Here is a 24989-nt window from a genome sequence, read left to right as displayed (position 1 = left end):
CACGGCTTTTTCCTGCATTTTTACGTTATATTCTGTGTTCATTTGAACAAACTCGCTTATTTTTAAGCCCTTGTGCTTATTTTAAACTTATTACACCGACTTTAAGTTCATGTAAATGTGCTGAAATGGATACCCTTAATGACGAAAGACCCAATCAAGAGCACGACGCTTGCCCAATTTGATGCGGCTGAACAAACGGCACTGGCGCAGCTCGCGCTTAAGGTGCAACACGCCTTTGTCACGGGGGCGGGGGGATTTTTAGGTAAAGCGATTTGTCTGAGATTGTTAGCCGCGGGCATTAAGGTCACAGGTTTTGCGCGTGGGCATTATCCCGAACTTGAAGCGCTGGGCGTAGTCATGCTGCAAGGGGATTTAGTCAATAAAGATCTGCTGCAACAGGCGATGCAAGGCTGCGATATTGTATTTCATGTGGCGTCTAAAGCAGGTGTTTGGGGTGACAGAGACAGCTATTTTTGTCCGAATGTGAAGGGCGCTGCCAATGTGATTGCCGCTTGTAAGGCATTAAAAATAGATAAGTTAGTTTATACCAGTACCCCGAGTGTGACCTTTGCAGGGCAGGATGAATCGGGTATTGATGAGTCTACTCCCTATGCTACAAGATTCCTGAATCATTATGCCCACTCTAAAGCCATCGCTGAAAAGATGATGCTCGATGCCAATCAAGTGGGTGACATGCCACTTGAAAATCCTGATGTGACCCAAGTATCTAGCCAAGTGACGACTCAAGCCACTGCACCCTATGCGTTAAAAACCGTCGCACTCAGGCCGCATCTGATATGGGGGCCTGGCGATCCCCATTTAGTGCCTCGGGTATTGTCGCGCGGGCGTTTAGGTAAGCTTAAACTGGTTGGCCGCGAAGATAAGCTAGTCGATACCATCTACATAGACAACGCTGCCTATGCCCATGTGCTGGCGGCACTGGAACTTTGCCAAGCAAAGCCTAAGTGTCAAGGGAAAGCTTATTTTCTGAGTAATGATGAACCCATCACTATGGCCGAGATGATCAATCTGATTTTGGCCTGCGATGCTTTACCGCCAGTGACTAAGCGTGTGCCTCAATTTGTGGCCTATGTAGTAGGCGCAGTATTGGAAAGTGTACATTACCTCCTAAAGAAGCAAGAAGAGCCCATGATGACGCGTTTTGTCGCACGGCAGTTATCCTGCAGCCATTATTTTGATATCAGCGCAGCTAAACGAGATTTAGGTTATCGTGCGCTCGTCTCTATTAATCAAGGGATGGCAAGGCTTAAAGTGTCGCTTTAGTTTTAGATATACTGCCATCATGGTATTGGGGGTTTATGAGTTGCGGTGATTGTAAAACGTCAATTTTCAGGCAAAAGATTGGTCGCTGCAAACGATGTATGTGGCAGCTTACGGCTTTGTCGGCTATCGGTTGGCCGCTGTGGTGGTGGCTTTATTATGATGCGCCTAGGGATGTAAACTCGATTGCCTTACTGTTTTTCTGCACCGCTTTTACGGGGTTATTGGCTTTACATCTTATTGTCTTGGCTTACCGTCGCCTCAGAGGGCGAGAGTAAGCCAACTGACTTTCTGTTTGTATGCTTAAACTGAGTTAGTTGCCATTTTCTCGTGCATCATTTTTTTCATTAATGGCGCAAGGGCAAAGAAGACTAATGCCATCACCACGCCAATTTGCGCCGAGAAGATAAACAGTTGCTCGTATAGCGCCATCGCACTCGGTACGTCACTTATCACGCCGCCTTGGGTATCAATCGCGGCGAGCTTGTTTAATTCGGCGGCTAAGATTTCAGAGTATGAAGTGCCGAGGAACCAAGCACCCATCATCAGGCTGACTACGCGTTTTACCGAAAGCTGAGTCACGGCAGATAAGCCTATGGGCGACAGCAATAACTCCCCGATTTCTAATACAAAATAAGCCGCGACTAAGAACCAAATACTCACTAAGCCACTGCTTAGCGGCATCTGGATCCCGAGCACAAGCACCATAAAGGATAAACCCGCGAACAAAATACCGAGTGCGGTTTTAACTGGTTTGCTTAGGTCGCAATTTTTACGGGCGAGGGCTGGCCACAGCCAAGCGAAGATAGGCGACAAACTGATCACAAAGAAGGCACCGAGGAAGGTTAGCTGTCCCGCACTCCATTCGAGGCCTAGCATGTTACGGTCCATCACACGGTCCGAAAATGCTACCCAAGAGCCATAGGTCTGCTCATATAAGCCAAAGAAGACCAAACCCGCAACGATGAAAAGCAGCAAAGCCGACATCTGTTGACGTTCAATCGGATTACAATGTTTCACCATGAACCAGCCAATACCAAGGGCAAGCACTAGTGATACTGAGTGCAAGAACCAAATCACTGGGCTCACAGCGGGTAATAAACTGCTAATCGAAAGTACGAGGGAGTGGGTTTGAATCAACCCCCAGACTATGATTACGCTGCCAATTGCGCTTAAGTAAATCCATTGTTCTGTCGTTATGCCGGCGGTTTTCTTTAAAATCCGCGCAGGATCTCTGGGTTCGGCGAAGCCTTGCAGATGTTTCTTGCCACGAATAAACACCAACAAACCCGCTAACATCCCCAAACCTGCCAAACCAAAACCGTATTTCCAGCCATAGGTTTCACCTAAATAAGCGCAAATTAGCGGGGCTAAGGTGGCGCCTAAGTTGATGCCCGCGTAGAAAATGGTAAAACCAGAATCTCGCTTAGCGGATGATTTAGGATAAAGCTGACCGACTATGGTGGAAATATTGGGTTTTAAAAAGCCCACTCCGACAATGATTAAGGCAAGGGATAAATAGAATACTTGCAGCGCTTGTTCATCCCGTTGAACTTCACCTGCAACGATAACCGCTTGATGGCCTTCAAAGGCCATACCTAAGTGGCCGAGCACCAATAAAACACCGCCAAAGATCACCGCTTTGCGCATGCCGATATAGCGGTCGGCCAATAAGCCACCCACTACGGGCATGGCATACACTAAGGCACCGTAAGCACCAATCACGTTGTAACCAAATTCATCAGTAAATAGATGATATTTAATCAGGTAAAGAAACAGTAATGCTTTCATACCGTAGAAAGAGAAGCGTTCCCACATTTCGGTAAAAAAGCAGACAAATAAGCCCTTAGGATGCCCAAATAGCATTTCAGCTGGGGGCGAGCCTTGTGGGCCCTGCATTGCGAGCGACGGGTTTTGTTCTATTGACACTTAAGACTCCCATTGCTGGCACTTTATGCGCCGAGCAGCTAATGATTCATTTTATCGTAATGAATTTTATTAATTATTTTTCATTATTTGTGATTATCGCGGCGCTTTTGATCACTAAAAGACGGCACTGTTGCAGCAGTTAATCACACTCGGATGATATGGAACAGCCAAGGGTCTTGAAAGTGATGAATATTTTGTATAACTAACATTTTTAGCCGTTCTTTAAGGCTCGCTATAGCAATACTAAGCGGTTAAATTAATTCATTTTCAGTTAAGAAATGAGTGCTAAATAGTGGCCATAATTCAACTGTGGCAGTTTTATCTTAGCGGCTTTAGCCTTGATTTAGCTGTAGTTCGTCGTTTAATGGATAGTGTAAGTTTTATGATTGATAGCAATTTTGCATTATTGGTAGAGCATCTACGCGCTTGTTCGAGGCTGCTATCTAAAGGAATGTCACGAATGGGTGGGTTAGATGATTTTCTCAGGGAAGCGCTGTGATTGAGAAGTGAACTTATTCGAGGCATAAGTATAAATAAGCACCATAATTATATTGATTGTAAAAGAATTTTAATCTTGATAGTTGCATTTTTCATATAAGATTTCACAGTTTATATTTCTACAATGAGTCAATGTCTATCTGCTCAACTTTACTGATTTAGATCAGTCGTTATGTGTTACTAAGGAGACTTATGGAGTTTTTTACCACCCTATTTGTGGGTTACCCGCTTTGGGTTTGGTTAATGTTTTTCGGTTTTGTGCTGGCGTTATTAGCCTTTGACCTTGGCGTATTGCACAAGGATCAGCATGAAATTACCGTGGCTGAAAGTTTAAAGCTTTCAGCCTTTTATATCTGTATGGGCTTATTGTTTGGGGTCTGGCTCTGGTGGTACAAGGGTTCAACCGCCGGTATGGAATACCTAACGGGCTATCTGATTGAAAAATCACTGTCTATGGATAACGTATTTGTTATTGCGTTAATCTTCAGTAGCTTAGGTATCCCACGTTTATACCAACATAGAGTGCTCTTCTGGGGCATTATGGGCGTAATAGTGTTGCGCGCCATTATGATCGGTCTTGGTGCTGTGCTTGTTGCCCAGTATCAAGGTGTACTTGTGTTATTTGGACTCTTCTTGATTTTCACTGGCGTGAAAATGCTCTTCTCAAACGATGAGCACGGTGATATCCAAGACAATAAGTTTTATAAATGGTTACGCACTAAGATGCGTTTTACGCCAACGCTGCATAAAGAAAAATTCTGGGTACGTGGCGAAGATCATCAGTTAACAAAAGGATGGTGGGCGACGCCGTTATTCTTGGCGTTGATCTTAGTGGAAACCGCGGATTTGGTGTTTGCAGTCGACAGTATTCCCGCTATTTTTGCGATTACCCAAGATCCTTTCATCGTTTATACCTCGAATATCTTCGCGATTCTGGGGCTACGTGCTTTGTATTTTGCCTTGGCTGCTATGGTGCACCGTTTCGAATACCTTAAATATGCGCTGTCAGTGGTATTAGTATTTATTGGGGTGAAAGTGGGTTTAGTGTATTTCAATCACGAGGGAATAGTGGACTTTACTATCCCAACAGCAGTGTCCCTTGGTGTGACTTTTGGTCTGTTAGTCTTAGGTGTCTTGTATTCGCTGTGGAAGACGCGTGGGCAAGAAGTTGAGAAATAGCTTGGACGGCTAGTCCAATAAGTAATATGTTTCGGCCGTTTAGTCATACTAAACGGCCTTTTTTATATCCTTAATATGTGAATCGTTAAGCTTTACAGAAGATGTTAAAAATTAGTCTATGCTTAATTCGAGCCGTTGTTAGTTTTGGGCTCACAAAGGGAGTTTTTAGGACTAATACTCTTCAAGGACGATATTATGAAACTCAACATTACCGCCATACTTCTGCTCACCGTTTGTTCATTGACCACAGTCAACGCAAAAGCTGCAGATAAGCAATCGCCCAACACTAGATCTAACGCAAATTCAACCTGTACTGGAGCCTATCCAAGTTACTTCCAAGATCCTGCTTTTACAAAAACAGGTATGTGGGACAATCAAGTCATTATCAACCAAGCTTATTCTGGCTGGAAGGGGCCTATTTTTAGCCTCAGTGATGCTTATTCGAGTGCTAAACCAGATAGCGCTGCACCTTGGCTTAAATTCAATCCCTTCGATAAAAATCTGAGTGAAAGTGATAAAAATACCCAAGCTGAGCAATACCTCTGGGCTGTGATGAAGTACATCCAAGAGGGAAACATCGACAAAGGCGATGTCAGTAAAGACTGGGATCTGTGTAACAACAAGGTGCGCTCTTGGTACCATATTCCCTATCAGACCTATGATCCCATGAGTGGGCGGGAATTTATCCATGGCTTGACCCGAGAAGCCCCCGTTACTATGGAGATAAAAGGCCAAGGCTCCCTTAAAACCACTATGTGGGCGGTGGGTTTTTATAATCCTCAGGCGGCAAACAGCATTGGCAAGGTATGGACGGGGGCACCATCACCTGTGATGCCCCAGCAAAATTTTGCATTTAATGAAGGCAGTGTGATTGGCAAGTTACTGTTCACTACCGCAACGCCTAATAACTATCCTTTCCTTGAAAATGTACCTGTTTGGCAAGCCAATATCAGTGCCAGTGATTTCTGTGTATGTAAAAACGCCGATGGCAGTGCCTGTAGTTTCCAACAGGAAACAGAGCAATGCCCGCGCTCTGTCGCCGATGTGTACTTGTTGCAGTTTGATATTGCAGTGCGCGACAGCCGTTCACCCGTGGGCTGGGCCTATGGCACTTTTGTCGCCGATGGTCAGTTTAAAGCGAAAGAGAAAAATCCTTGGGATCGTATCTCACCTCTGGGATTAATGTGGGGGAATGACACGCCGCCAGCAACAGTGGGAGCGGCAGCATTCCCTCAAAACCCAATCACAGGGCTTAAGGATAGCGCGGTATTTCAAGAGGTCGTTGGCCGTTTGAATGAGCACACCAATGCGGGACACTTAGGGTGTAATGGGCGTTTAAATGGCCCTGCGGATAATGCATTAAGTAGCTGTTTATCTTGCCATCAAACTGCTTCAGTTCCTGATAGTACCAATAATACACCGGCAATCCTGTACCAATTTGCCTCGTATCAAGAGCCGGGCAGTGGTCAATGTTTAACATCGCCCAGCGCCCTCGATTTATCAATTGACCAAGTGTATTTCAAAACCTTTATGTGTTCTGCGTCCTTCGTTGGACCCAGTAACATAGTCCCTGCACCTAAATATACTCAAGGGCAAAAACAGTGGATTTCTACTGATTTTTCATTGCAGCTTAGTATTAGTCTCACCCAGTGGCAAGAATGGCAACAAGACCAAGATAACCTGAAAAAGAATATCAAAGTACGTGTATTTGATGGCACTTTACCCTCGCGCTAATGTTGGCGTTTATGTAACTAAATTGTATTTAGTACGCCATATTTTAATTCGTGGCATATTTTTACTTTTATATTGTATTTCAATAGCAAGGGACTCAAATAGAGTCCCTTTTGCTATTTTAGGGATTAAGAATATGTAGTTTGTTTTGCTGGCTAGCATTCTGTAAGTACATGAATATCTTGATAACTACTGTAAAGGTTAATTTTATGTGATAGTTTGTCGGTATTTTGAACTCACAGACGCAAGAGGGAAGCATGCTGACTATTTCTAATCTCACTAAAACCTATGATAACGGTGTTAAAGCACTCGATGGTGTTGATTTAACGATTTCCAAAGGGATGTTTGGTTTACTCGGACCCAATGGCGCGGGCAAGTCATCACTCATGCGTACCATTGCCGCCCTGCAAAGTGCCGATAGTGGTAGCATAGTGTTTGACGGTATTGATGTATTAGCCGACCCTCAAGCGCTGCGTAAAACCTTAGGTTATTTACCTCAGGACTTTAATGTTTATCCGCGTATTAGCGCCTATGACCTGTTAGATCATTTAGCCATTCTTAAGGGCATTAATCAGAGCAAGCTGCGTAAAGAAGCGGTTGAAGGATTGTTGGCGCACACCAATCTTTATCAGCATAAAAATAAAGCCGTGAGTGGTTTTTCTGGCGGTATGCGTCAGCGCTTTGGTATTGCTCAGGCCTTGCTTGGTGATCCTAAGTTATTGATTGTGGATGAGCCGACTGCGGGTCTCGATCCCGAAGAACGTAACCGTTTCCATAACTTGCTGGTGAGTTTAGGCGAGGAAAAAGTGGTAATCCTCTCGACTCACATTGTCGAAGATGTGTCTGAACTCTGCGCTAATATGGCGGTTTTGGCATCGGGTAAAATTCTGCTTCAAGGCAATCCACATCAATTGGTGGGTGAATTAACGGAAAAAATTTGGACTAAGACTGTGAGTCAAGCACAGGCGCAGGAGCTTGAAGCGCAATTACCTGTGATTTCTAAGCGTTTATTAGCGGGACGCACAGTACTGAATGTGATGGCTGAAACTTGTCCTGAAGGATTTACCCCTGCGACTGCTGGGCTTGAAGATCTGTATTTTTCGACTTTACTCAGTCACCGCCGTCAGGCTGCCTAAGGAGATATCAATATGTTGTTATCAATGCTTAGGTTTGAGTGGCGTTATTATTTGCGTCAGCCATCCTTTTATGTTGTTTCTTTTCTATTGTTTTTAATGAGTTTTCTATCAGTCGTCTCTAACAATATTCAAATTGGTAGCGGCGGTGAGGTGATGAAAAACAGCCCATTTGGGATTACTCAAACCATGTTGATCATGGGACTCATTTCCATGTTTGCCGTGGTGAATTTTGTGGGTAGCACGGCTATCCGCAATCATCAGCATTTGATGGAAGAGCTGATTTATAGCAAACCCCTATCACCATTTGCATACCAATTTGGTCGATTTCTCGGCAGTTTTGTTGTGGTGATGATGGTATTTGCCTTTATCCCCATAGGGTTAATGCTCGGCTCTTTTATGCCATGGGTCGATGCTAGCCGTTTTGGACCTTTTGCGTTATCGAATTATCTTGTGCCGTATTTTTTACTCGCCATGCCGACTTTGCTGCTGATCTCGACTCTATTCTATGCGATGGCAAGTCATTTTCGTTCCTTAATGGCGCTCTATCTGACCGCTGTAGCCATGTTGGTGCTTTATACCTTGACGGGCGAAATGGCGAGTCAGCCACAATATCGTACTATTGCTGCTTTGCTTGATCCCTTTGCGCTGCGCACCTTTGCCGAAGTGACCCGTTACTGGACCATTAGCGAGAAGAATAGCCAGTTAATTGAATTCTCAGGACTCGTACTGCAAAACCGGGCGATATGGTTTGGAATTGCCTGTGTATTACTGGCCGTTTCAGGGATTTTCCGTCAGCCGAGTTTGACTAAGAAACGTGAGAAAAAATCCGATAAAGCAGGAAAAGTTCCCAGCTTAGTACCTTTGGCACAATTGGCTATGGCAACTGAGCCTAATGGTCGTCAGCAATTTTGGACGCGGGTTAAATTTGAAGTACGGCAAGTACTATTTACCGCGCCATTTGTGGTGTTAGGTGTGCTGACTATTTTCAATTTAGTCGGCCCCATGTTCGATGATTTTGGTTGGTACGGCACATCTAATTGGCCATTAACCCAAGATATGGTGAATAACATTGCCGGCGCGACGGGGCTATTGATGGTGATAGTGCTGATTTATTACAGCGCAGAAATCGTCTGGCGTGAACGCAGTTCAGGAATGGGAGATATCGTCGATAGCGTTCCTGTATCAAACTTAAGCTTTTGGGGCTCAAAGTTAGTGTCTGTGGTCATAGTAATGACCTTGCTGTATGTGCTCGCTATGTGTACCACAATTGCTTTTCAACTGATAAAAGGTCAAGCCAATCTTGAGATTGCTCAGTACCTTATTCGACTGGGATTTTATTACCTCCTGCCGCTGTTGATGACCGCTGTGCTGGCGTTTTTCCTGCAAGTGCTTAGCCCAAATAAGTACGCAGGTATGGGACTATTTGTTGCTTATTATCTAACGACATTTGTTATGGCAAGCTGGGGATTTGGCCATAGCTTATATAACTTTGGTCAATCACCGACCTTAATTTACTCGGATATGAACGGCTACGGTTGGGGCTTATTAAGTCATGCACTCTATATGATTTACTGGGGGGCTTTTAGCCTTATCCTGTTTGTTTTAGGTTATGGCTTGTACCATCGCGGACCGCAGCACAGCCTTAAAACCCGTATGGGATTACTGAGTTATCAGCTTGGTTTTAGTGGCAAAGTCATTGTAAGCGTTGCTTTGGTGGTGTTTTTTGGCATGGGCAGTTATTTGTTCTACCAAACAAAAGTGTTGAATCATTATTTAACCCAAGATGAAACCACAGATCTGCAAGCTGATTATGAGAAGGCCTTCAAACAATACCAAAACATGCCGATTTTAGTGGCTACTAAGGTCAATGCAAATATTGATATTTTCCCTGAAGAGCGAAAAATTGTTGCTAAGGTGATATTCGAATGGCAAAACAAGTCAAATAAACCAATCGAAAGGATGTTAGTGCAGTGGCCCGAGCATACTGAGGCCGAAACGGTAAAAATCAATATCCCGAATACAAACTTAGGTGAGTTAGATAGCCGCTATCGCAATGCTTGGTTGACCTTTTCGACACCTGTGCAGCCTGGGCAGGTGGTGCAAGGGGACATTCAATTAGTACGTCAGTCTGTGGGTATTGCTGAAGCTGGCTTTGATATGTCAGTGGTTGAAAATGGGACCTTCATCAACAACTTCGAACTATTGCCCCTTTTTGGTTATCAAGATGGCTATGAGCTGATGGATCGCCACGAGCGCGAAAAGCGCGATTTAGCCGAAAAAGCTCGAGCGAACAAGCTTGAAGACAGCCGTTACTACACGCAAAACTTCTTTGGCGTCGATGGTGATTTCATTCAGTTTGAAGCCACTATTTCGACAAGTGCAGATCAAATTGCATTAGCGCCAGGGTATTTGCAAAAACAGTGGCAGCAGGATGGGCGTGAGTATTTCCATTATTCAATGGATAGCCCTATGGTGAATTTCTACGCGATTATTTCGGGCCGTTATCAGGTGGAAAAAACTGAGCACAATGGTGTTGCGGTTGAGGTTTACTACCATGCGGAGCATCCTTGGAACGTTGCGCGCATGATAGAGTCCGTTAAAGATTCTATCGATTACTACACACAAGCATTTGGGCCTTATCAGCATAAGCAAATGCGAATTATGGAGTTTCCGGGGTACCGTAGTTTTGCACAAAGTTTTGCTAATACAGTGCCTTACTCAGAGCGTATTGGTTTTATTACTGATTTACGCAATGAGGATAATATCGATCCTGTGTATTACGTCACAGCCCATGAAGTGGCACATCAATGGTGGGGACACCAAGTGGGCGCTGCGAATGTGCAGGGCAGTGCTGTGATATCCGAAAGCTTGTCGCAGTATTCGGCGCTGATGGTGTTGGAGAAAAAGTACGGCGATAAAATGATCCGTAAATTCTTGAAATATGAATTAGATAGATATTTACGTGGCCGTTCATCCGAATCCATAAAAGAAATGCCTTTGCTGCGCAGTGAAAATCAGCAGTACATTCATTATCAGAAAGGCTCAGTGGTGATGATGGCGATTAAAGATGTGTTGGGTGAAGAGAAACTCAACGCTAATTTGAAGGCATTCTTAGCGCGTTATCAGTATCGTAACGATCCTTTCCCAACCACATTGGATTTAGTGAGTTACCTTGAGCAAGGTACGGATGAAGCGCAAGCTCGCTTTATCGATGAATCTTTTAATGAGATCACACTCTACGACCTCAGGTTAACCAATGCGGTAATGACCACTCTGCCTGATGGTAAGACGCAAGTTGACTTGAGCATTTATGCCAGTCGCAAAGTCGCGAGTGGTAAAGGTGAAGAAGCCGAACAACCTTTAGATGCCATCATCGATATAGGTGCCTTTAGTGCCGATCCCGATAAGCTAAAGGATGACAAACAGGTGTTATTGATTGAGAAGCACAGGCTGGTCAGTGGTGAAAACAAGCTGACGATCACTTTGGCTGAAAAACCCAGTTATGTGGGGGTCGATCCCTTTGTGAAGCTCATCGACAGAGATACGAAGGATAATATCTTTAAACTCTAAATCCGTTTTGAAACCAGTTTGTTAAAACCAACGCACTATCTGGCATGACCTGTTAGATAGTGCGTTTTTTATGGCAATACCCATGGCTCATTTTGAAATTAATGCAAATTAGCTTGTTCTTCTACGTGCTTTTTCCTAAGGTGATTGCAAATGATTTTCAATGAGGCGTGATATGAATACCCATCTGCAGTTACAGGTAAACCATTGGCTTGAAAATGATCCTGACCCTCGCACTCAAGCCCAGTTACAAACCCTAATTGATAGCGGCAATGAAGCTGAACTCGCAGCGCGCTTTGCGGGTCGCTTGGAATTTGGCACCGCAGGATTACGCGGTGTCGTCGGTGCTGGGCCTATGGGGATGAACCGTTTGGTGATCCGCCAAACCTCTGCTGGTCTTGGTGCTTATCTACTTGATCAGATTAAAGATGCCGCCGAGCGCGGCGTGGTGATTGGTTATGATGGCCGCCACGATTCATTTAATTTTGCCCATGATGCGGCGAGTGTGCTCACCGCTATGGGGATTAAGGTACGCTTAACGTCCAAAGTAGCGCCAACGCCGTTGGTGGCCTTTGGGGTAAAACATTTTAATGCGGCAGCGGGCATTGTGGTGACCGCGAGTCATAACCCGCCGCAATACAATGGCTATAAAGTCTATTGGGAGAATGGCGCGCAGATTATTCCGCCCCACGACTCTGGCATTGCCGCGCAAATTGAGCGCGCCGCAAATCAAGCGATTCCGTTTTTAGAGCATGATGACGCGGTAACACAAGGTAAGTTAATTATCCTGCAGGACGATTTTTACCAAAGCTATCGTCATGGCGTGCAGCAAGCTGAGGTGCTGCAAAACCATACCGCTCCTGAAAAGGTCAGTTTAGCCTATACCGCCATGCACGGTGTGGGTGCCGAAATGGCTGAAACGGTATTGAAAGATGCAGGTTTCACCCAAGTGTATTCGGTTGCCTCCCAGCGTGAACCCGATGGGGATTTCCCGACAGTGAACTTCCCAAACCCTGAAGAAAAGGGTGCGATGGATTTAGTGATTGCCGAGGCGAAAAAACACGGCGCTATGCTCGCCTGTGCTAACGATCCCGATGCCGACCGTTTTGCGGTTGCAGTGCGTAAAGAGGATGGCGAGTATCAGATGCTGACGGGCGATCAAGTCGGTGTGCTCTTTGGGCATTACTTGTTATCTCACGCCAAAGATAATCAACGACTTACGGGCACAACGATAGTGTCATCGAGCCTGTTATCTAAAATTGCTCAATGGTTTGGCACGCAAAGCTTTACCACGCTCACCGGCTTTAAGTGGCTGATGAATGTAGGGATTGCAAAAACTTCGCCTGAGGATCAATTCCTGTTTGCCTATGAAGAAGCCCTTGGCTATACGGTGGGCAGTATGGTGTGGGATAAAGATGGCTTGTCGGCGCTGGTGGCATTTGCCCAATTAACTGCCGAGCTGGTGGCGAAGGGGCAAACGATTTGGGACAGACTCGAGCAAATTTACCGTGAGCATGGCTTCCATCTCAATGCGCAGGTGAGCATTGCGCTAAAACCTGACACGCCCAATATTGGCGCCTATTTGCGCGAGCATCCACCGCTGAAGATTGGTGAGTTAGATGTGCTCTCAACCGATGATTTAAAGGCGCTTGAGCGTCGTTTTGCCGATGGAAATATTGAGAAAATCGACTTACCACCGAGCGATGTATTGACTTACTGCTTAGCGGGCGGGGCTCGGGTGATCGTCAGACCATCTGGCACAGAACCTAAAATTAAGTGCTACTACGAAGTGGTAGAAACTATGGTTGATACAGATACCTTAGCCAGTGCCCAAGCGAGGGCGAGCAAAGCCATGGATGATTTTATTCAGGCACATCAAGCCAGTTTGCCAAAGTAACGTTTTAACTAGGCCAAAACCCTCAACATTCACTTTTATTAAAAGGCTACTGACATCATGCTGTCAGTAGCCTTGTTTTATTCTTGTTGTCGCCCGTTAATGATTCAGTTCTGAATTTTATAAATAAGATTTTGAATCATTGATATTTTTCAACAAGGAGAAAGTGAAAATGTTATCTATTGCACCGTTAGTTTGGGGTGAAATTCCTGTCAGTGATATGAACCGTGCCGTTGCCTTTTATCAGCAGCATTTTGGGGTTGAGTTTAAACGTGACGATATGGAAGACATGGAATATGCGACCATAGTCACCGAAGATGCGAGTGCGGCGAGCATAGGGCTAGTCAAATGCAGCATGAGCCAACCATCGATGCAAGGCAGCACTGTGTATCTGCATTTCAGCGCACAATTGCAACCTTTAGTGGATAAACTGATCGCAGCAGAGGTGACGATTATCCTGCCAGTCACACCGATAAAAGACGGTGAGTGTGGTTATATCGCCTTATTTGCCGATAGCGAAGGTAACAAAGTCGGTCTGTGGTCTAAGGATAAGTAGTCGTAAGTGATTAATGTATTAGCGTCGTGGCCTTAAGGCACGACGCTAAAATCACGCAATTAACTAAAGCATGGGTTTAGATTTCTATGGAAGAAACAAAGATGGATGTGGTTTATATTGATGCTCGACCGTTACTTGGACTAAGCACCCGCACGAATAATCGGGCAGAAATGTCTGTCGATAGCGCGAGAATAGGTAGTCTGTGGCAAGCCTTTTTTGAATCATCCCAGCTCACCGCTATGCTCAATTCGCCCATGTATGGCGTGTATTATGACTATGAGTCAGACATGAATGGCGAGTTTTCTGTGCTGGTGGGTAAGGCAATTGATACCCCTGTTGATGCAAGTCATTTTACGCCATTGGAGCTTAACGCGGGCGAATACCTTAAATTCACAGCTCAGGGTGATATGCCCCAGTGTGTTATCGATCTTTGGGGGCAAGTGTGGGGTTATTTTAGCGCGGCTGATTGCTCTCATCAGCGACGCTATCAAACGGATTTTGAAGTCTATCTTAGTGCTACTGAGGTTGAGATCTATATCGGGATTTTATGATTCAAATCGTAAAAACACTCAAGTGTGTATTCAAAGACATACCAGCGATTGATCTAGGATAATAATACTTAATCAACTGATTGATAGATAAAGGGTTAAACCAGAGCTAATGCGCCGCGCTGACCGCCTATTTCAAATAGTGCAAATTCTCAAACATAAACGCTTAACCACAGCCCAAGAGTTGGCTGAACGGTTAGAGGTTTCTACACGCACGATTTACCGTGATGTGCAGGACCTGTGTTTAAGTGGCATTCCTATTGAAGGGGAAGCGGGTGTCGGCTATTTGTTGCGCCACGAGGTTAATGTTCCGCCCTTGATGTTTAACGAAGCCGAACTCGAAGCGATTCAAGTTGGCATGCGTATGGTGCAAACTTGGGGTGGTAAGGAGCTTGGTAGCGCCGCGAGGCAGGCGATGATTAAAGTCGAAGCTGTGTTGCCTAAACGATTACAAGCCTATCAATCCTTAATGTTTTCACCGGATTTTTACCTCGATTCCAATGAGTTTCAATTCCTCGATCCCTTGCGTAATGCGGCTCAGCGCCGCGAATACGTCAAACTCTTCTATCAAGACGTCAAACTGGATGTCACCGAGCGGGAAGTTAGGCCGCTCGCCATCTATTTTTGGCGTGGTACTTGGACCTTACTGACATGGTGTGAGCTACGTGCTGATTTTCGTAATTTCAGGGTCGATCGCATCACAGGTCTTGTGCGGTTAAACCGTCATTTTGATCTCACTCTCGGGCAAGAGCTTGAAGATTATATTTGCCTGATGGATGAGCAATCAAAGGCGCGAGCAGAAGCGAAAGAAAAGCCACTCGAATGAGTGGCTTTGTATTACATTTTTAATTTGCTAGTAACGGGCTAGTTGTATCGAGATCTCTCTGATACTAGTGTCATCGCTGTTATTGAGAGTCTAAGCTCACCGTTTTTAATTGTTTAACATGACTTCGCTTGATTGCGAAATATTCAGTTTTTTGATTAAACCATCTTCATCATTGTTTTGGATCTCGCCGACGGCAACCTGAATATTGCGACTCAGTCCTAATTTTTGAGCGCTTTTAGGACGATTAGCAATGTCTTCATCCGTTAGTGGATAGGATTCACTGGCATCGATATTAAATTGACTTGAATCTATTGCAGTAAATTTACCGCTGATAGGTGCGCCATGTTGTCTAACAATATTCGCCAATTGCCACTCAAACCCACTTTTTGACTGTGCCGAATTAATCGCAGCAGGCCAATCCCATACACCATAACCGTTTATATCTTGATGAAGATATTGATCGACTAAGGCTTCTGGTCCATTCAGATTATTCGCATTCGCTCCGCCAAAGGTGTAAGGGAAGTTAGGTCTATTTGTCGGATGATTAATATGCGCATTACCACCCCATTTTAAGAAGTTCTCATATTTTATATCGTACATCATATATAAACTTGAGGTGTATGGGACATCTGCCTTTTGTTTAAATAGGGTGATTGAGATATAACGTTTGCTGCGAGGCGGCATAATTGCGCGGTACTGCGCCTGACTCGAAATCGTTGTACTTTTGCCGTCGGTTTCACTCCAACCTTGGCTGGCAGAAAATTCGGCGCTGATTTCAGAACTCGCTCCACCTATTCCTGGAATACCCACTTCATATTTATTGGTTACGCCAATTTTCTCGGAGAAAGAGAAATTATCGGTTTTGGCCCAGCTAGTGGTGTAATCATAGTTTAGGGTGGCTACACCGGTATCTTCGGTATCGCCCCAGTTATAGATAACCACAGGAGCAGTATAAATAGCCTCACGATCATAAACTTGAGGTGAACCTAACTTTAGACTTTGAGGATTAGTGACGAAATGAATATTTTGTAAATTTACCTTCAAACGTTCATTCGCTCTGTAGCCGCTTGCATAAGGATCATTGCCGTTATAGCGGGCTTTAAGACTATATTCGTTGCTCGATTCTCTTCTGACTTCGATGTCTTCACCAACATACTGGGATGCTGTACCGCCAGCCCATGCATATCCAAGATGGTGCCCTAAGGAGAATAACGAGCTGATAAACGAGGGGTCGTTAATTGCATCATTTTTAAGCGAATCAAGATCAGGGGCTGCGTGTTCTACCATTGACAGTTTTGGAATAGTATTCGGAATAGCAGCTTCGGCCAACAAAGAAACAGTTCCAAGTGCGGTTAAACAGGATAACGTTAATATACCCAGGCTAGATTTTTTTCTCATGATTGTTCCTTTATTTTAATAAAATACGTCCTTTCATTGAGAGCGCCGATGGCAATTATATGTAGTTCTAAATCATATAAATAATCATTACTGCTAGGCACATCTAAAAACTAGCACTTTTATTTTTATTAAACAAAATAAAAATGAATTAATTTAAGGTGTGTTTTAATCTGGTTAAAAATGTTAATTACTTTATTTTTAAACGGTATTTATAACTTTATAATATAGTGTATTTACTTTAATTTTTAGTGGGTTGGTTTTTGAATGTGGATTAATATTTATGCGGCATTTTATTCTGTAAAAATTTTAAATGGACTCTTCATTCCGAGAACTATACCTAGAAAAATACTGAGATTAGTGCCGTAATAGATGCAGTAAATAACATTTCTGAATGGACGTTTTTAGAGACTAAATAGTTTGAATATGGTTAGGTTAAGTATTTTGTTTTTATTGTTTGAGCCTTTGTTATTGCTGATAAATATCATCACCCTTCCATTATCGTCGATGTGTGAAATACCGTTAAAGCCGATACTGTTAGTTGCACAGACATAAGAATCTAAGTACATGAAGATTGTGGAAAATCAAGATAACGTGTCAGTAATTTTCTAGGGGGGATGTCTCAGAGAGGATTAGGCTGTGTAAAAGAGTGGTAGGGGCGGTGTAAATGATTGATGCAAGAGTCAGTGCCGTTGCTGAGCACTGACTCTTTGTTGACTTAGTGGATAAAGAAAAACAGTCCCATACTCAGTACTGTGGTCAGCAAGGTATTACGGGTGACGAGCGCCAACACTGTAGCGACTACGGCGCAGATGAGATAGCTGTTGTCTAGGCTCAGACCGAGCTGACCTTCCTGCACAAATACTATGGGCGCAAAGATCGCAGTGAGTACCGCAGGGGCCGAGTAACTTAAAAAGGTTTGGGTGCCCTTACTTAATCGCAGCGGTAGTTTAGGCTCAAGTAGTAAATGACGACTGATAAACACAACCGCCGCCATTGAAAAGATCATTAACCAAATCATGCTTTCTCTCCTGACAATGTTTTTGTCTTAATGTCAGTCCCTGTTCCTGTATCCACTTCTGTTTTGGTCTGTGCGCTTGCTAACTGATTTGCGGATTGTTCTGCGCGTTCCGCTTCCTTGGTCACTTTGGCGTAAAGTACACCTGCCGTCATTCCCGCAATGGCGGCAATGAGCAGTCCCGCTTGAATTTTAAAAACGGCGCATATCACTGCTAGGGTAAGCGAGACTAATACACAGACGAGAATCGATGGTTTTTTTATGGTAGGAACGACCAGAGCGATAAAGGTGGCTGCGATTGCAAAATCTAATCCCATCTCATCTAAATTCTCGATCGCATTGCCCGCCACTATGCCAAGTAGTGTGGCTATATTCCAACCGATATAGAAACTCAAACCGCCGCCAAGGGCGTACCAAGGGTCGAACTTATATAACTTGCCTTGATTGGCGATGGCAAACAGTTCATCTGTGAGCAAAAAGCCCAATGTTAGGCGCCACTTTAATGGCAACGGACTGATTTGACTGCGCATCGCCATTGCATATAACAGATGGCGTGAGGTGATGAGTAACGTCGTAATTAAGATACTCCACAGACCAATACCGGCTTTCACCATGCCGAGCGCCACTAATTGCGCCGCGCCCGCAAAGATAATCGCCGACATGGCTTGGCTCTCAATGGGCGTTAGCCCAACCTCAATGGCGAAGGAGCCCGCTAAAATGCCCCAAGGTACAACCGCTATCGTCAACGGCATCATGGCTAATGTACCTTTTAAAAATGCCTTGGATTTCGATGGATGCACAGGATAAACATCAGGTTCTATAAGCTTGTCGGTTGTCACTTTGGCTCCTAAAAATAGCGGCGACGGGGTTGCCGTTAAACAATAAATGCTTGGATAAGGTTGCTTGCTTAGTCAATCGAGGAGAAAGCAAGAATGAGCATGGCAGATTAACTTAAAGTGGTTGTTTAGGCTTGGATAATATTGCGGCCTATTTCTTTGGCAAATTGCCCCGGTGTTACGCCGACTGTCTTCTTAAAATGTCGATTCAAGTGACTTTGATCGTGAAAACCACAATCGAGGGCGACATCGAGCAGCTGTGTGCCTTGTTTGATTTTTCCTTTGGCGAGTCTCACTCTTGCCTGAATTTGGTAAGCGTGGGGCGGTAAGCCGTAATAACGCTGAAATTGCTTCAGCAAATAATAGGGGCTTAATCCCGCGAGTGTTGCCAGCTCTTCAAGGGAGATGTCGGCAGCAGGATGATCGTCGATAAAGGATTTCACCAGTGCTAACGCAGGCTTCGCGATTACAGTGAGGTCATCGCTCGGGCGATTCTTGCCATGGCGTGTCATCAACTGTGTCAAGCTTGAATAGACCAAGCTTTCGCGCAGTAAGCGATTGTCCGATGTATCTAAGGTAGTAAAGGTGAGGCGCAGCAGTTCGGCTAATTCAGGATCGTACACTACGGGCTCAGGGAAATAGGGCGCACCGCGGTTTGATGCTAGCTCACGGTTAATATTGGCAAACTGCGCGGGTACTGGATACATGGCACGATAGGACCAACCGCCCTCGGTGGCGCTACAACCATTATGGACTTCGTCGGCGTTGACGAGAATGATGCTGTGCTTTGGCGCCACATGGTTGCCACCCGTGCGATAAAAACGCTGCGCCCCCGTTTCAATGACGCCGACTGTGTAACCTTCGTGGGTGTGCCGACTAAAGTTTTGTTTATGGTAGTGGGCATTGAGTAACTCGAGGCCACCTAATTCATCGGCAATCTGGTAGGCCGCATGTTCTGTGTTCACACTAGGCCTCCGAGTTTAGTGCATAAATGGGCGGGTTGTGCCTGATAGTAACCCAGAAACCCTCAGTGCTTTTGTACAAAATTGCGCATATTGGATTTTGTTTGCGTTTAATGGCGTTTTTTTTAATGTTTGTTGCTAATGCTTGTCGCTTGAGATTTTTCGTTCAGTCTTGCTCGCGACAGGCGTTATTTAGGTCGCCTGCTGTAATGTTGTGAGTTCTGCACCCGCGATAGCCTCTAGGTGTTGAGTTATTTTCTCTATCGGCCAATCCCACCAAGCGATGGCAACAAGCTCATCTATCACAGTTTGCTCGAATCTCAGCTTGATCACTGTGGCAGGATTACCGCCAACCACAGCGTAGGGTGGTACATCTTTTGTTACTACGGATTGACTGGCAACAATGGCGCCGTGGCCAATTTTCACCCCAGGCATGATAGTGGCGTTATAACCAATCCATACGTCGTTACCGATACAGGAGTCGCCCTTAAAAGGTAAATCTTCGGGCTTGGGCGCCGCTTTCTCCCAGCCATTGCCGAAGATATAAAAGGGATAAGTTGAAAAGCCAGATACTTGATGATTAGCGCCATTCATAATGAATTTCACGTCTTTCGCAATGGCGCAGAATTTACCGATATTCAGTTTATCGCCAATAAAGTCAAAGTGATAAAGTACATTCGACTCGAACCTCTCAGGACCTGCTGGATCGTCATAATAAGTGTAATCACCGACAATAATGTTCTCGCGGGAAATAAAATTTTTAAGAAAGCCAACCTGAGGAAAGCCTTTCATCGGCGCTTTATCGTTGGGATTTGGACCTAACTGCGGGTGAGTGTGGGTACTTGGCATGAATACCTCCGTGCTTAAAAGAGTTATTTACTAGGGTAATGCATTGTCTTTTTTGAATCGTCGTATTTTGGTACGCATATTCTTCATCGGGGAGTAAGTATTGAACTGGATCATACGGCCCAGAGTCCATTTATCGTACCAAGTTATGCCGTACAGTTGCTGATCACTGAGACTCGCAATCAGCGTTGACAGCTTTTTGATTGTTATTTCGTATTCATCAAGTAAATCAGTATATTGCCATTGGCTATATTCATGATGAAATCGCTCTGCTAATAATCCCAGTTGATTCCATTTATAACCCGTATCGGGAAAATCAACGGGGAGTGCTTGCGATGTTAACTCGTACCATTTGAGCACTAATTTACCCCAACCAATAAGGTAAGCAACTGTATCACTTACACTAATTTGTGTACCTTTGATGTTTCCTTCTATGCTGCACACACGGGACATTTGGGTTGGGATTGAACGATAGTCAGCCATCAATTTGGGGAAAACTGAGTAAATAGCCAATTCAAGTTCTTGTTTTGATTGGGGTACAGATGACATCACTACCTCGTTTACATTAGATGCTTAGGCTGAGTTTAACATCATCTATTGGGCTATTTAGTATTCACCTGTCACAATAAGCTCTTGTTCAATAGACTCCACTACTAAGGCAAGCGTAGTTTTTTCTCGCATAAAGCCGACAGAGCAAATCGCCATCGCGCCGCTACCACAGGTTATTTCAGGGTAATCTTTTGTCATTGGCGTTTCATCTTCTGCTACGGGGGCTAATACCCAGCCAGCAGCCAATAAACTCGATTTCACCTCAGCGTATTTTTTACCCCATAACGCGCTGCTGTCCTGTGCTTGAGCATATAGAGGCAATGCGCCAAGACTTAGCATGATCAGTGGGAGAATTATCTTTCGCATATAAAGCTTTCAGTTCCTATGTGGTTTCGATTGGTCGCTTAGCGCTTGTGAGCGTGTTAACAGCATATATTATTCATGGTCCCTCTGTGCATTATCCTTATGTGCATTAGTTGGGGGAATTATGGCTGTTCTTGTTTATTCGTTTTTCCCAATATTTTTCATACAGTATCTGTGTCGATATAAAAATAACAACGAACACACCCGTATAAATAATAAATTTCAATGGTTCAAAAGATCGCTAAAAATATCGTAGTGAAAATCGAAGTATTTGAATAATAATTTTGAACCAATAAAAGCAAAAATAAAAGAGGTAAAGAACTTCAATGGTTTTTCCTCAAAATATGTTGATAAATTAACCATTCTCTTTGGCGCGTTTGTACTCTTGTTGGGATTGATAAATTCCCAGAATGATCAGGCTAAATACGAAATAGAACAATTTTTGCGCTGAAAACTCGATTGTCAACGTAGGATGTTCTAGGTGGCGGTATAGAATACTGTGAGAAATTGCCTCTGTTATCGTCAGAATAAATGGATAGCTAATTAATGCAATAGACGATATTTTCGCGAATTTGTACGTTTGAGGTTGTTTAATGAATTTTGCAATAAATAGTAACCCAAATGATAGCGTCAGATTGCTTATCCATAAAATAGCCGCCGTAATTCGTACTTGAGTATGACTGGCTTGTTCCGCATCGGGATAAACCTCTAATATCTCCTGCAAGTAGCTTGCTGGGCTCACTAATCCCCAAACAGGGTAAAGGCATAGCAGCACGGCAGTGAGCATTAAAATATATCTGATAAACATCCTTTTTCTCCGACAGATTCTGCTTAGAAAGCAATACTTGTTATACGAATCATTACCTTAGCATTGTTTTTTACAAGTTGCGATTGCTTTAGCTAAAACTAAATTATTGTGACAAAATCCTTGTTGTTGGATTGCATACTATTTTTTAGGCGCCAACAGCAGAATAGATAAGTAGCAAAGATAGCGGGATGGAAAATAGACCAATTAAACGGAATTTATTGTTGAAGTATTGAGCAGACCATAGCGCAAACTTCCTATGTAACCTTGGAGGCGTTAACGCCAAGCCCATTCCAACACTGAACAATACAATACCTATCGCAAAAATGGTCTGTGGAAACAGAGTATCGGTTGAGTAATGGGTAAAAATGAGACCCGCAATAACTCGGCTGGTCACCTCAGCAATATGGAAGTAGGGCTGCTCGCTAAATGAAATGATACCCTTCGAGAAAGACGCAGGTTTTACAACCATCACTAGGCTTAATAACAACATCAATAGACCAAAAGCTGCAATAAAGTACATAGTCGTTCCTTGATATAGTGATGTTTTGATGTGGAAACTATAAATCCAGTGACACAATTAAGCCCTCTCATTCCAGTGACACGCTCTGCTTAAATAATAAAAGTCATCCCAGAGGGGTCGACGGCGGCATCTACTGCATATGGATGCTCGAATGCCACGGTCACATGGTCAATTATGTTCCCGACATAATAGTGATATTCTCCATATTCCTATGGGTCAGATATGAATGAGCGGCCATGCCGCCAACGGCCACTTCCATAAGAGTGCTTAATTTCGTTAATTCCTGCGTACCTTTTTAGCCAGTTCCCACACTATCAGTTTCCCTTTTCAAGTCGGTACATCAGGGCATATATTCACTTTTAACCTTAAAAATATGTAGGTGTCCTTACTCTTTTTATTTTTTGAGGCTATAAGTCCGTCTTTACAATTAAGCACTTTCATTCCAGTGACACGCCATTAACTCATCCCTGAGGGCTCGACGACGGCATCCATGCCGCCAACGGTCACTTCCATGAGAGTGCTTAATTTCGTTAATCCCTGTGTACCTTTTTAGCCAGTTTTTGCACTATCAATTTCCATTTTCAAGTCGACACATCAGGGCATAAATTCACTTCTAGTCTTAAAAATATGTGGATGTCCTTACTCTTTTTTTCCATGGACAGACCCATTCTAAAACTGTACAGTAATCAATAATAGACAAAAAAACGTCTGAAAGGGTCTAGCAATGATAAAATGGTATCGATTTAAAAATTTTCAATCTTACTTAGATGATTGTTTCGTTGACTTCACGGTGAATAAGAAGTCTGCTCATTCATATTTTGATTATTTATTGGATGATGAAACAAAAATAACAAAAGTTATGAGTGTTTTGGGTGGTAATGGTTCAGGTAAATCAAATTTGATTAAACCCCTTTCATTTCTATCTTGGTTTATTCCAATGTCATTTAAAAGTATGGATAAAGATGAAAAAATCCCTTTTTATCCTCATTTTTCTGCAACTGACATTAATACTGAAATTGAGATTGAGTTCATTTTACCTAAGTTATGTGATAGTGAGGAAAGCACAGAGATAGAGTATAAGTACTTTATAGAGATGAATCGTGAACGAGTAGTAAAAGAAGAGTTAAAAATAAAGACGTCACGACTTTTTACAACTGTTTTTAATCGTGAATACTCGGATGGTAAATATACGATAAAGAAAAACAATGGATTTTTAAACATACCTCACAGCATGCTGGATAAAGCGCCTAGCAATTGTTCTTTAGTATCATACATTTATAGAATGAGTGATGATGGAGTAATTGAGAGAAAAGTAGACACAAATGTAATAGATCTTGTTTATCATCATTTTTATTTTAGTGATTCAAACTTAAACTTGAATTCAAGGACTGATGCATCACACAGTATAATAAGTGCAACAAAATCTTTTGCTGAAAACACACAACTTTTCAACATAGTCAAGGATTTATTAATAAAATATGATCTTGGTTTGAGTGATATTGTAATTGAGGAAAAGTCAGTTATTGACAGGGATGGTGAAGAAAAAAATATGTTGGTCCCAATATGTGTTCATAAGCATAATGATAGTGAATACAGATTGCCATTATATTTAGAATCAACAGGCACTCAGTCAGCATTTTGTAAATTAGCATCAATAGCACAAACATTAGATTTTGGCGGCGTTTCTGTTCTAGACGAGTTTGATAGCGATTTACACCCTCAACTGACAGTGGAAATACTCAACCTATTCAAAGATACTAAGGTTAATAATAAAAACTCTCAAATTATTTTCACAAGTCATAGTCCTGAAATATTAAAATCATTAAGAAGACAGAATTGCTATTTAGTTGAGAAAGTTAATTGCGAATCTAGTGCTTGGAGAACTGATGAAGTTGAAGGCTTAAAAGAGCGCGACAATCTTTATGCTAAATATATTTCTGGTGCATTAGGCGGTACGCCTAATTTTGACTAAGGAATAAAATGAAAAAGAACAATAAAAAAAGAGTACTTCGTCAAACACTTTCTTTCGTTGGCGAAGGCCAGTCTGAAAAGGCTTTTATTGAACATTTAAGGGCACTGTACTCTATACCTGAGCTAAAAGTTTCATCAAAATCAGCTGGGGGGAAGGGGCCATCAAATGTTATTTCTGAAACAATTTCTGTATTAAGCAATACCGGCTGTGATAGGGCGGCAGCCTTGCTTGATTTAGATATTGCATGGCCAAGAGCATTAGTTAAATCAGCTACAAGCAAAGGAATAATCCTTATAGGTGTAGACCCCTGTTTTGAAGCATTTTTATTGGATATTCTCAATATTAAACGACCTATACCATGCAATAATCAAACATGTAAAAAAATAGTGCATCCGATGTTAGCAGGTAGAGAGACCGAGAAAAAAAGTTATGAAGTACTTTTTACTAAAGAAGCACTTGATGAAGCAAGAAGTCGAGTTGAACAATTGGATATGATAATTAAAGTTATAACAAATTTTAAGTAAAATATTTAGATATATTTATTTCGTTGATTGTCATTTGATATCTTAAACTTA

22 protein-coding genes are annotated in these 24989 nt (G+C 43.2%); 12 read left to right on the top strand and 10 right to left on the bottom strand.

What is annotated here, in order from left to right; all coding sequences use genetic code 11:
* Positions 1 to 138: 138 nt before the first annotated feature.
* Both oleD and L5M51_RS07510 read left to right on the top strand, forming a co-directional pair.
* Positions 139 to 1284 (top strand): 2-alkyl-3-oxoalkanoate reductase, encoded by a 1146-nt coding sequence (gene oleD, locus L5M51_RS07515; RefSeq protein ID WP_263172196.1) that lies wholly within the window; start codon positions 139 to 141, stop codon positions 1282 to 1284.
* A gap of 35 nt (positions 1285 to 1319) precedes the next feature.
* Positions 1320 to 1559: a DUF3624 domain-containing protein gene (locus L5M51_RS07510; protein ID WP_113938889.1), complete on the top strand. Its 240-nt coding sequence runs from the start codon at positions 1320 to 1322 to the stop codon at positions 1557 to 1559.
* A gap of 25 nt (positions 1560 to 1584) precedes the next feature.
* On the opposite strand, the gene L5M51_RS07505 is transcribed toward L5M51_RS07510, so the two are convergent.
* On the bottom strand, positions 1585 to 3210 hold the full coding sequence (locus L5M51_RS07505; protein WP_263172192.1) for a peptide MFS transporter: 1626 nt from the start codon (positions 3208 to 3210) through the stop codon (positions 1585 to 1587).
* Between the two features lie 690 nt (positions 3211 to 3900).
* On the opposite strand from L5M51_RS07505, the gene L5M51_RS07500 reads away from it, so the two are divergent.
* The 8 genes from L5M51_RS07500 (at position 3901) to L5M51_RS07465 (ending at position 15145) form a co-directional block, all read left to right on the top strand.
* Positions 3901 to 4887: a TerC family protein gene (locus L5M51_RS07500; protein ID WP_263172190.1), complete on the top strand. Its 987-nt coding sequence runs from the start codon at positions 3901 to 3903 to the stop codon at positions 4885 to 4887.
* Between the two features lie 195 nt (positions 4888 to 5082).
* A complete protein-coding gene (locus L5M51_RS07495) occupies positions 5083 to 6621 on the top strand; it encodes a hypothetical protein (RefSeq protein WP_263172188.1) in 1539 nt (512 codons plus the stop codon).
* A 254-nt stretch (positions 6622 to 6875) separates the two neighbouring features.
* Positions 6876 to 7754 carry an ABC transporter ATP-binding protein gene (locus tag L5M51_RS07490; protein ID WP_028760513.1) on the top strand — a complete coding sequence of 293 codons (879 nt, stop codon included), beginning with the start codon at positions 6876 to 6878 and terminating at the stop codon, positions 7752 to 7754.
* Positions 7755 to 7766: 12 nt separating this feature from the next.
* Positions 7767 to 11324, top strand: a complete 3558-nt coding sequence (locus tag L5M51_RS07485) for an ABC transporter permease/M1 family aminopeptidase (protein WP_263172186.1) — start codon at positions 7767 to 7769, stop codon at positions 11322 to 11324.
* Positions 11325 to 11496: 172 nt separating this feature from the next.
* Positions 11497 to 13218: a phospho-sugar mutase gene (locus tag L5M51_RS07480; RefSeq protein ID WP_263172185.1), complete on the top strand. Its 1722-nt coding sequence runs from the start codon at positions 11497 to 11499 to the stop codon at positions 13216 to 13218.
* A gap of 169 nt (positions 13219 to 13387) precedes the next feature.
* Positions 13388 to 13771, top strand: a complete 384-nt coding sequence (locus L5M51_RS07475) for a VOC family protein (RefSeq protein WP_006081088.1) — start codon at positions 13388 to 13390, stop codon at positions 13769 to 13771.
* A gap of 101 nt (positions 13772 to 13872) precedes the next feature.
* Positions 13873 to 14322: a GyrI-like domain-containing protein gene (locus tag L5M51_RS07470; protein WP_263172364.1), complete on the top strand. Its 450-nt coding sequence runs from the start codon at positions 13873 to 13875 to the stop codon at positions 14320 to 14322.
* Between the two features lie 109 nt (positions 14323 to 14431).
* Positions 14432 to 15145 (top strand): helix-turn-helix transcriptional regulator, encoded by a 714-nt coding sequence (locus tag L5M51_RS07465; protein ID WP_028760503.1) that lies wholly within the window; start codon positions 14432 to 14434, stop codon positions 15143 to 15145.
* Between the two features lie 105 nt (positions 15146 to 15250).
* Here the strand turns inward: L5M51_RS07465 and L5M51_RS07460 are convergent, their stop codons facing one another.
* The 9 genes from L5M51_RS07460 to L5M51_RS07420 all read right to left on the bottom strand — a co-directional run bounded on the left by L5M51_RS07460 (position 15251) and on the right by L5M51_RS07420 (position 22442).
* The gene (locus L5M51_RS07460; protein WP_263172183.1) at positions 15251 to 16543 is read right to left on the bottom strand and encodes an aerolysin family beta-barrel pore-forming toxin; all 1293 of its coding nucleotides are present in this window, start codon (positions 16541 to 16543) and stop codon (positions 15251 to 15253) included.
* Between the two features lie 715 nt (positions 16544 to 17258).
* The gene (locus L5M51_RS07455) at positions 17259 to 17561 is read right to left on the bottom strand and encodes an AzlD domain-containing protein (protein WP_263165913.1); all 303 of its coding nucleotides are present in this window, start codon (positions 17559 to 17561) and stop codon (positions 17259 to 17261) included.
* The gene (locus L5M51_RS07450; protein WP_263149009.1) at positions 17558 to 18397 is read right to left on the bottom strand and encodes an AzlC family ABC transporter permease; all 840 of its coding nucleotides are present in this window, start codon (positions 18395 to 18397) and stop codon (positions 17558 to 17560) included. Before L5M51_RS07450 ends, L5M51_RS07455 begins: the two co-directional genes overlap by 4 nt.
* Before the next feature lie 125 nt (positions 18398 to 18522).
* Positions 18523 to 19359, bottom strand: a complete 837-nt coding sequence (locus tag L5M51_RS07445) for an AraC family transcriptional regulator (protein ID WP_263172181.1) — start codon at positions 19357 to 19359, stop codon at positions 18523 to 18525.
* A gap of 189 nt (positions 19360 to 19548) precedes the next feature.
* Complete coding sequence (locus tag L5M51_RS07440) at positions 19549 to 20205, bottom strand: Vat family streptogramin A O-acetyltransferase (RefSeq protein ID WP_028760498.1); 657 nt, start codon at positions 20203 to 20205, stop codon at positions 19549 to 19551.
* A gap of 30 nt (positions 20206 to 20235) precedes the next feature.
* Entirely contained in the window at positions 20236 to 20751 is a 516-nt protein-coding gene (locus L5M51_RS07435; protein WP_263172179.1) for a ClbS/DfsB family four-helix bundle protein, read from the bottom strand.
* 57 nt (positions 20752 to 20808) lie between these two features.
* Positions 20809 to 21117, bottom strand: coding sequence for a hypothetical protein (locus L5M51_RS07430; RefSeq protein ID WP_263172178.1), 309 nt, complete (start codon positions 21115 to 21117; stop codon positions 20809 to 20811).
* A gap of 352 nt (positions 21118 to 21469) precedes the next feature.
* On the bottom strand, positions 21470 to 21922 hold the full coding sequence (locus tag L5M51_RS07425; RefSeq protein WP_263172176.1) for a hypothetical protein: 453 nt from the start codon (positions 21920 to 21922) through the stop codon (positions 21470 to 21472).
* A gap of 145 nt (positions 21923 to 22067) precedes the next feature.
* Complete coding sequence (locus L5M51_RS07420; protein WP_263172174.1) at positions 22068 to 22442, bottom strand: hypothetical protein; 375 nt, start codon at positions 22440 to 22442, stop codon at positions 22068 to 22070.
* A gap of 724 nt (positions 22443 to 23166) precedes the next feature.
* On the opposite strand from L5M51_RS07420, the gene L5M51_RS07415 reads away from it, so the two are divergent.
* Positions 23167 to 24414, top strand: a complete 1248-nt coding sequence (locus L5M51_RS07415) for an AAA family ATPase (protein ID WP_263172172.1) — start codon at positions 23167 to 23169, stop codon at positions 24412 to 24414.
* Between the two features lie 8 nt (positions 24415 to 24422).
* Positions 24423 to 24938: a hypothetical protein gene (locus L5M51_RS07410; protein WP_263172170.1), complete on the top strand. Its 516-nt coding sequence runs from the start codon at positions 24423 to 24425 to the stop codon at positions 24936 to 24938.
* The last annotated feature ends 51 nt before the right edge of the window (positions 24939 to 24989 follow it).

This window comes from Shewanella sp. SM73 (assembly GCF_025653795.1).
GTDB lineage: Bacteria > Pseudomonadota > Gammaproteobacteria > Enterobacterales > Shewanellaceae > Shewanella > Shewanella oncorhynchi.
The sequence above is the reverse complement of the archived record's forward strand: the minus strand, read 5'-3'. Positions and strand labels throughout refer to the sequence as shown.

What these genes read in the sequence shown, in the direction of transcription:
- L5M51_RS07425 (WP_263172176.1), bottom strand. Translation starts at nt 21,922, where the DNA reads ATGTTTATCAGATATATTTTAATGCTCACTGCCGTGCTGCTATGCCTT.
- L5M51_RS07460 (WP_263172183.1), bottom strand. Translation starts at nt 16,543, where the DNA reads ATGAGAAAAAAATCTAGCCTGGGTATATTAACGTTATCCTGTTTAACC.
- L5M51_RS07410 (WP_263172170.1), top strand. Translation starts at nt 24,423, where the DNA reads ATGAAAAAGAACAATAAAAAAAGAGTACTTCGTCAAACACTTTCTTTC.
- L5M51_RS07465 (WP_028760503.1), top strand. Translation starts at nt 14,432, where the DNA reads ATGCGCCGCGCTGACCGCCTATTTCAAATAGTGCAAATTCTCAAACAT.
- L5M51_RS07480 (WP_263172185.1), top strand. Translation starts at nt 11,497, where the DNA reads ATGAATACCCATCTGCAGTTACAGGTAAACCATTGGCTTGAAAATGAT.
- L5M51_RS07485 (WP_263172186.1), top strand. Translation starts at nt 7,767, where the DNA reads ATGTTGTTATCAATGCTTAGGTTTGAGTGGCGTTATTATTTGCGTCAG.
- L5M51_RS07500 (WP_263172190.1), top strand. Translation starts at nt 3,901, where the DNA reads ATGGAGTTTTTTACCACCCTATTTGTGGGTTACCCGCTTTGGGTTTGG.
- L5M51_RS07470 (WP_263172364.1), top strand. Translation starts at nt 13,873, where the DNA reads ATGGATGTGGTTTATATTGATGCTCGACCGTTACTTGGACTAAGCACC.
- L5M51_RS07475 (WP_006081088.1), top strand. Translation starts at nt 13,388, where the DNA reads ATGTTATCTATTGCACCGTTAGTTTGGGGTGAAATTCCTGTCAGTGAT.
- L5M51_RS07415 (WP_263172172.1), top strand. Translation starts at nt 23,167, where the DNA reads ATGATAAAATGGTATCGATTTAAAAATTTTCAATCTTACTTAGATGAT.
- L5M51_RS07420 (WP_263172174.1), bottom strand. Translation starts at nt 22,442, where the DNA reads ATGTACTTTATTGCAGCTTTTGGTCTATTGATGTTGTTATTAAGCCTA.
- L5M51_RS07510 (WP_113938889.1), top strand. Translation starts at nt 1,320, where the DNA reads ATGAGTTGCGGTGATTGTAAAACGTCAATTTTCAGGCAAAAGATTGGT.
- L5M51_RS07440 (WP_028760498.1), bottom strand. Translation starts at nt 20,205, where the DNA reads ATGCCAAGTACCCACACTCACCCGCAGTTAGGTCCAAATCCCAACGAT.
- oleD (WP_263172196.1), top strand. Translation starts at nt 139, where the DNA reads ATGACGAAAGACCCAATCAAGAGCACGACGCTTGCCCAATTTGATGCG.
- L5M51_RS07435 (WP_263172179.1), bottom strand. Translation starts at nt 20,751, where the DNA reads ATGTCATCTGTACCCCAATCAAAACAAGAACTTGAATTGGCTATTTAC.
- L5M51_RS07430 (WP_263172178.1), bottom strand. Translation starts at nt 21,117, where the DNA reads ATGCGAAAGATAATTCTCCCACTGATCATGCTAAGTCTTGGCGCATTG.
- L5M51_RS07495 (WP_263172188.1), top strand. Translation starts at nt 5,083, where the DNA reads ATGAAACTCAACATTACCGCCATACTTCTGCTCACCGTTTGTTCATTG.
- L5M51_RS07490 (WP_028760513.1), top strand. Translation starts at nt 6,876, where the DNA reads ATGCTGACTATTTCTAATCTCACTAAAACCTATGATAACGGTGTTAAA.
- L5M51_RS07455 (WP_263165913.1), bottom strand. Translation starts at nt 17,561, where the DNA reads ATGATTTGGTTAATGATCTTTTCAATGGCGGCGGTTGTGTTTATCAGT.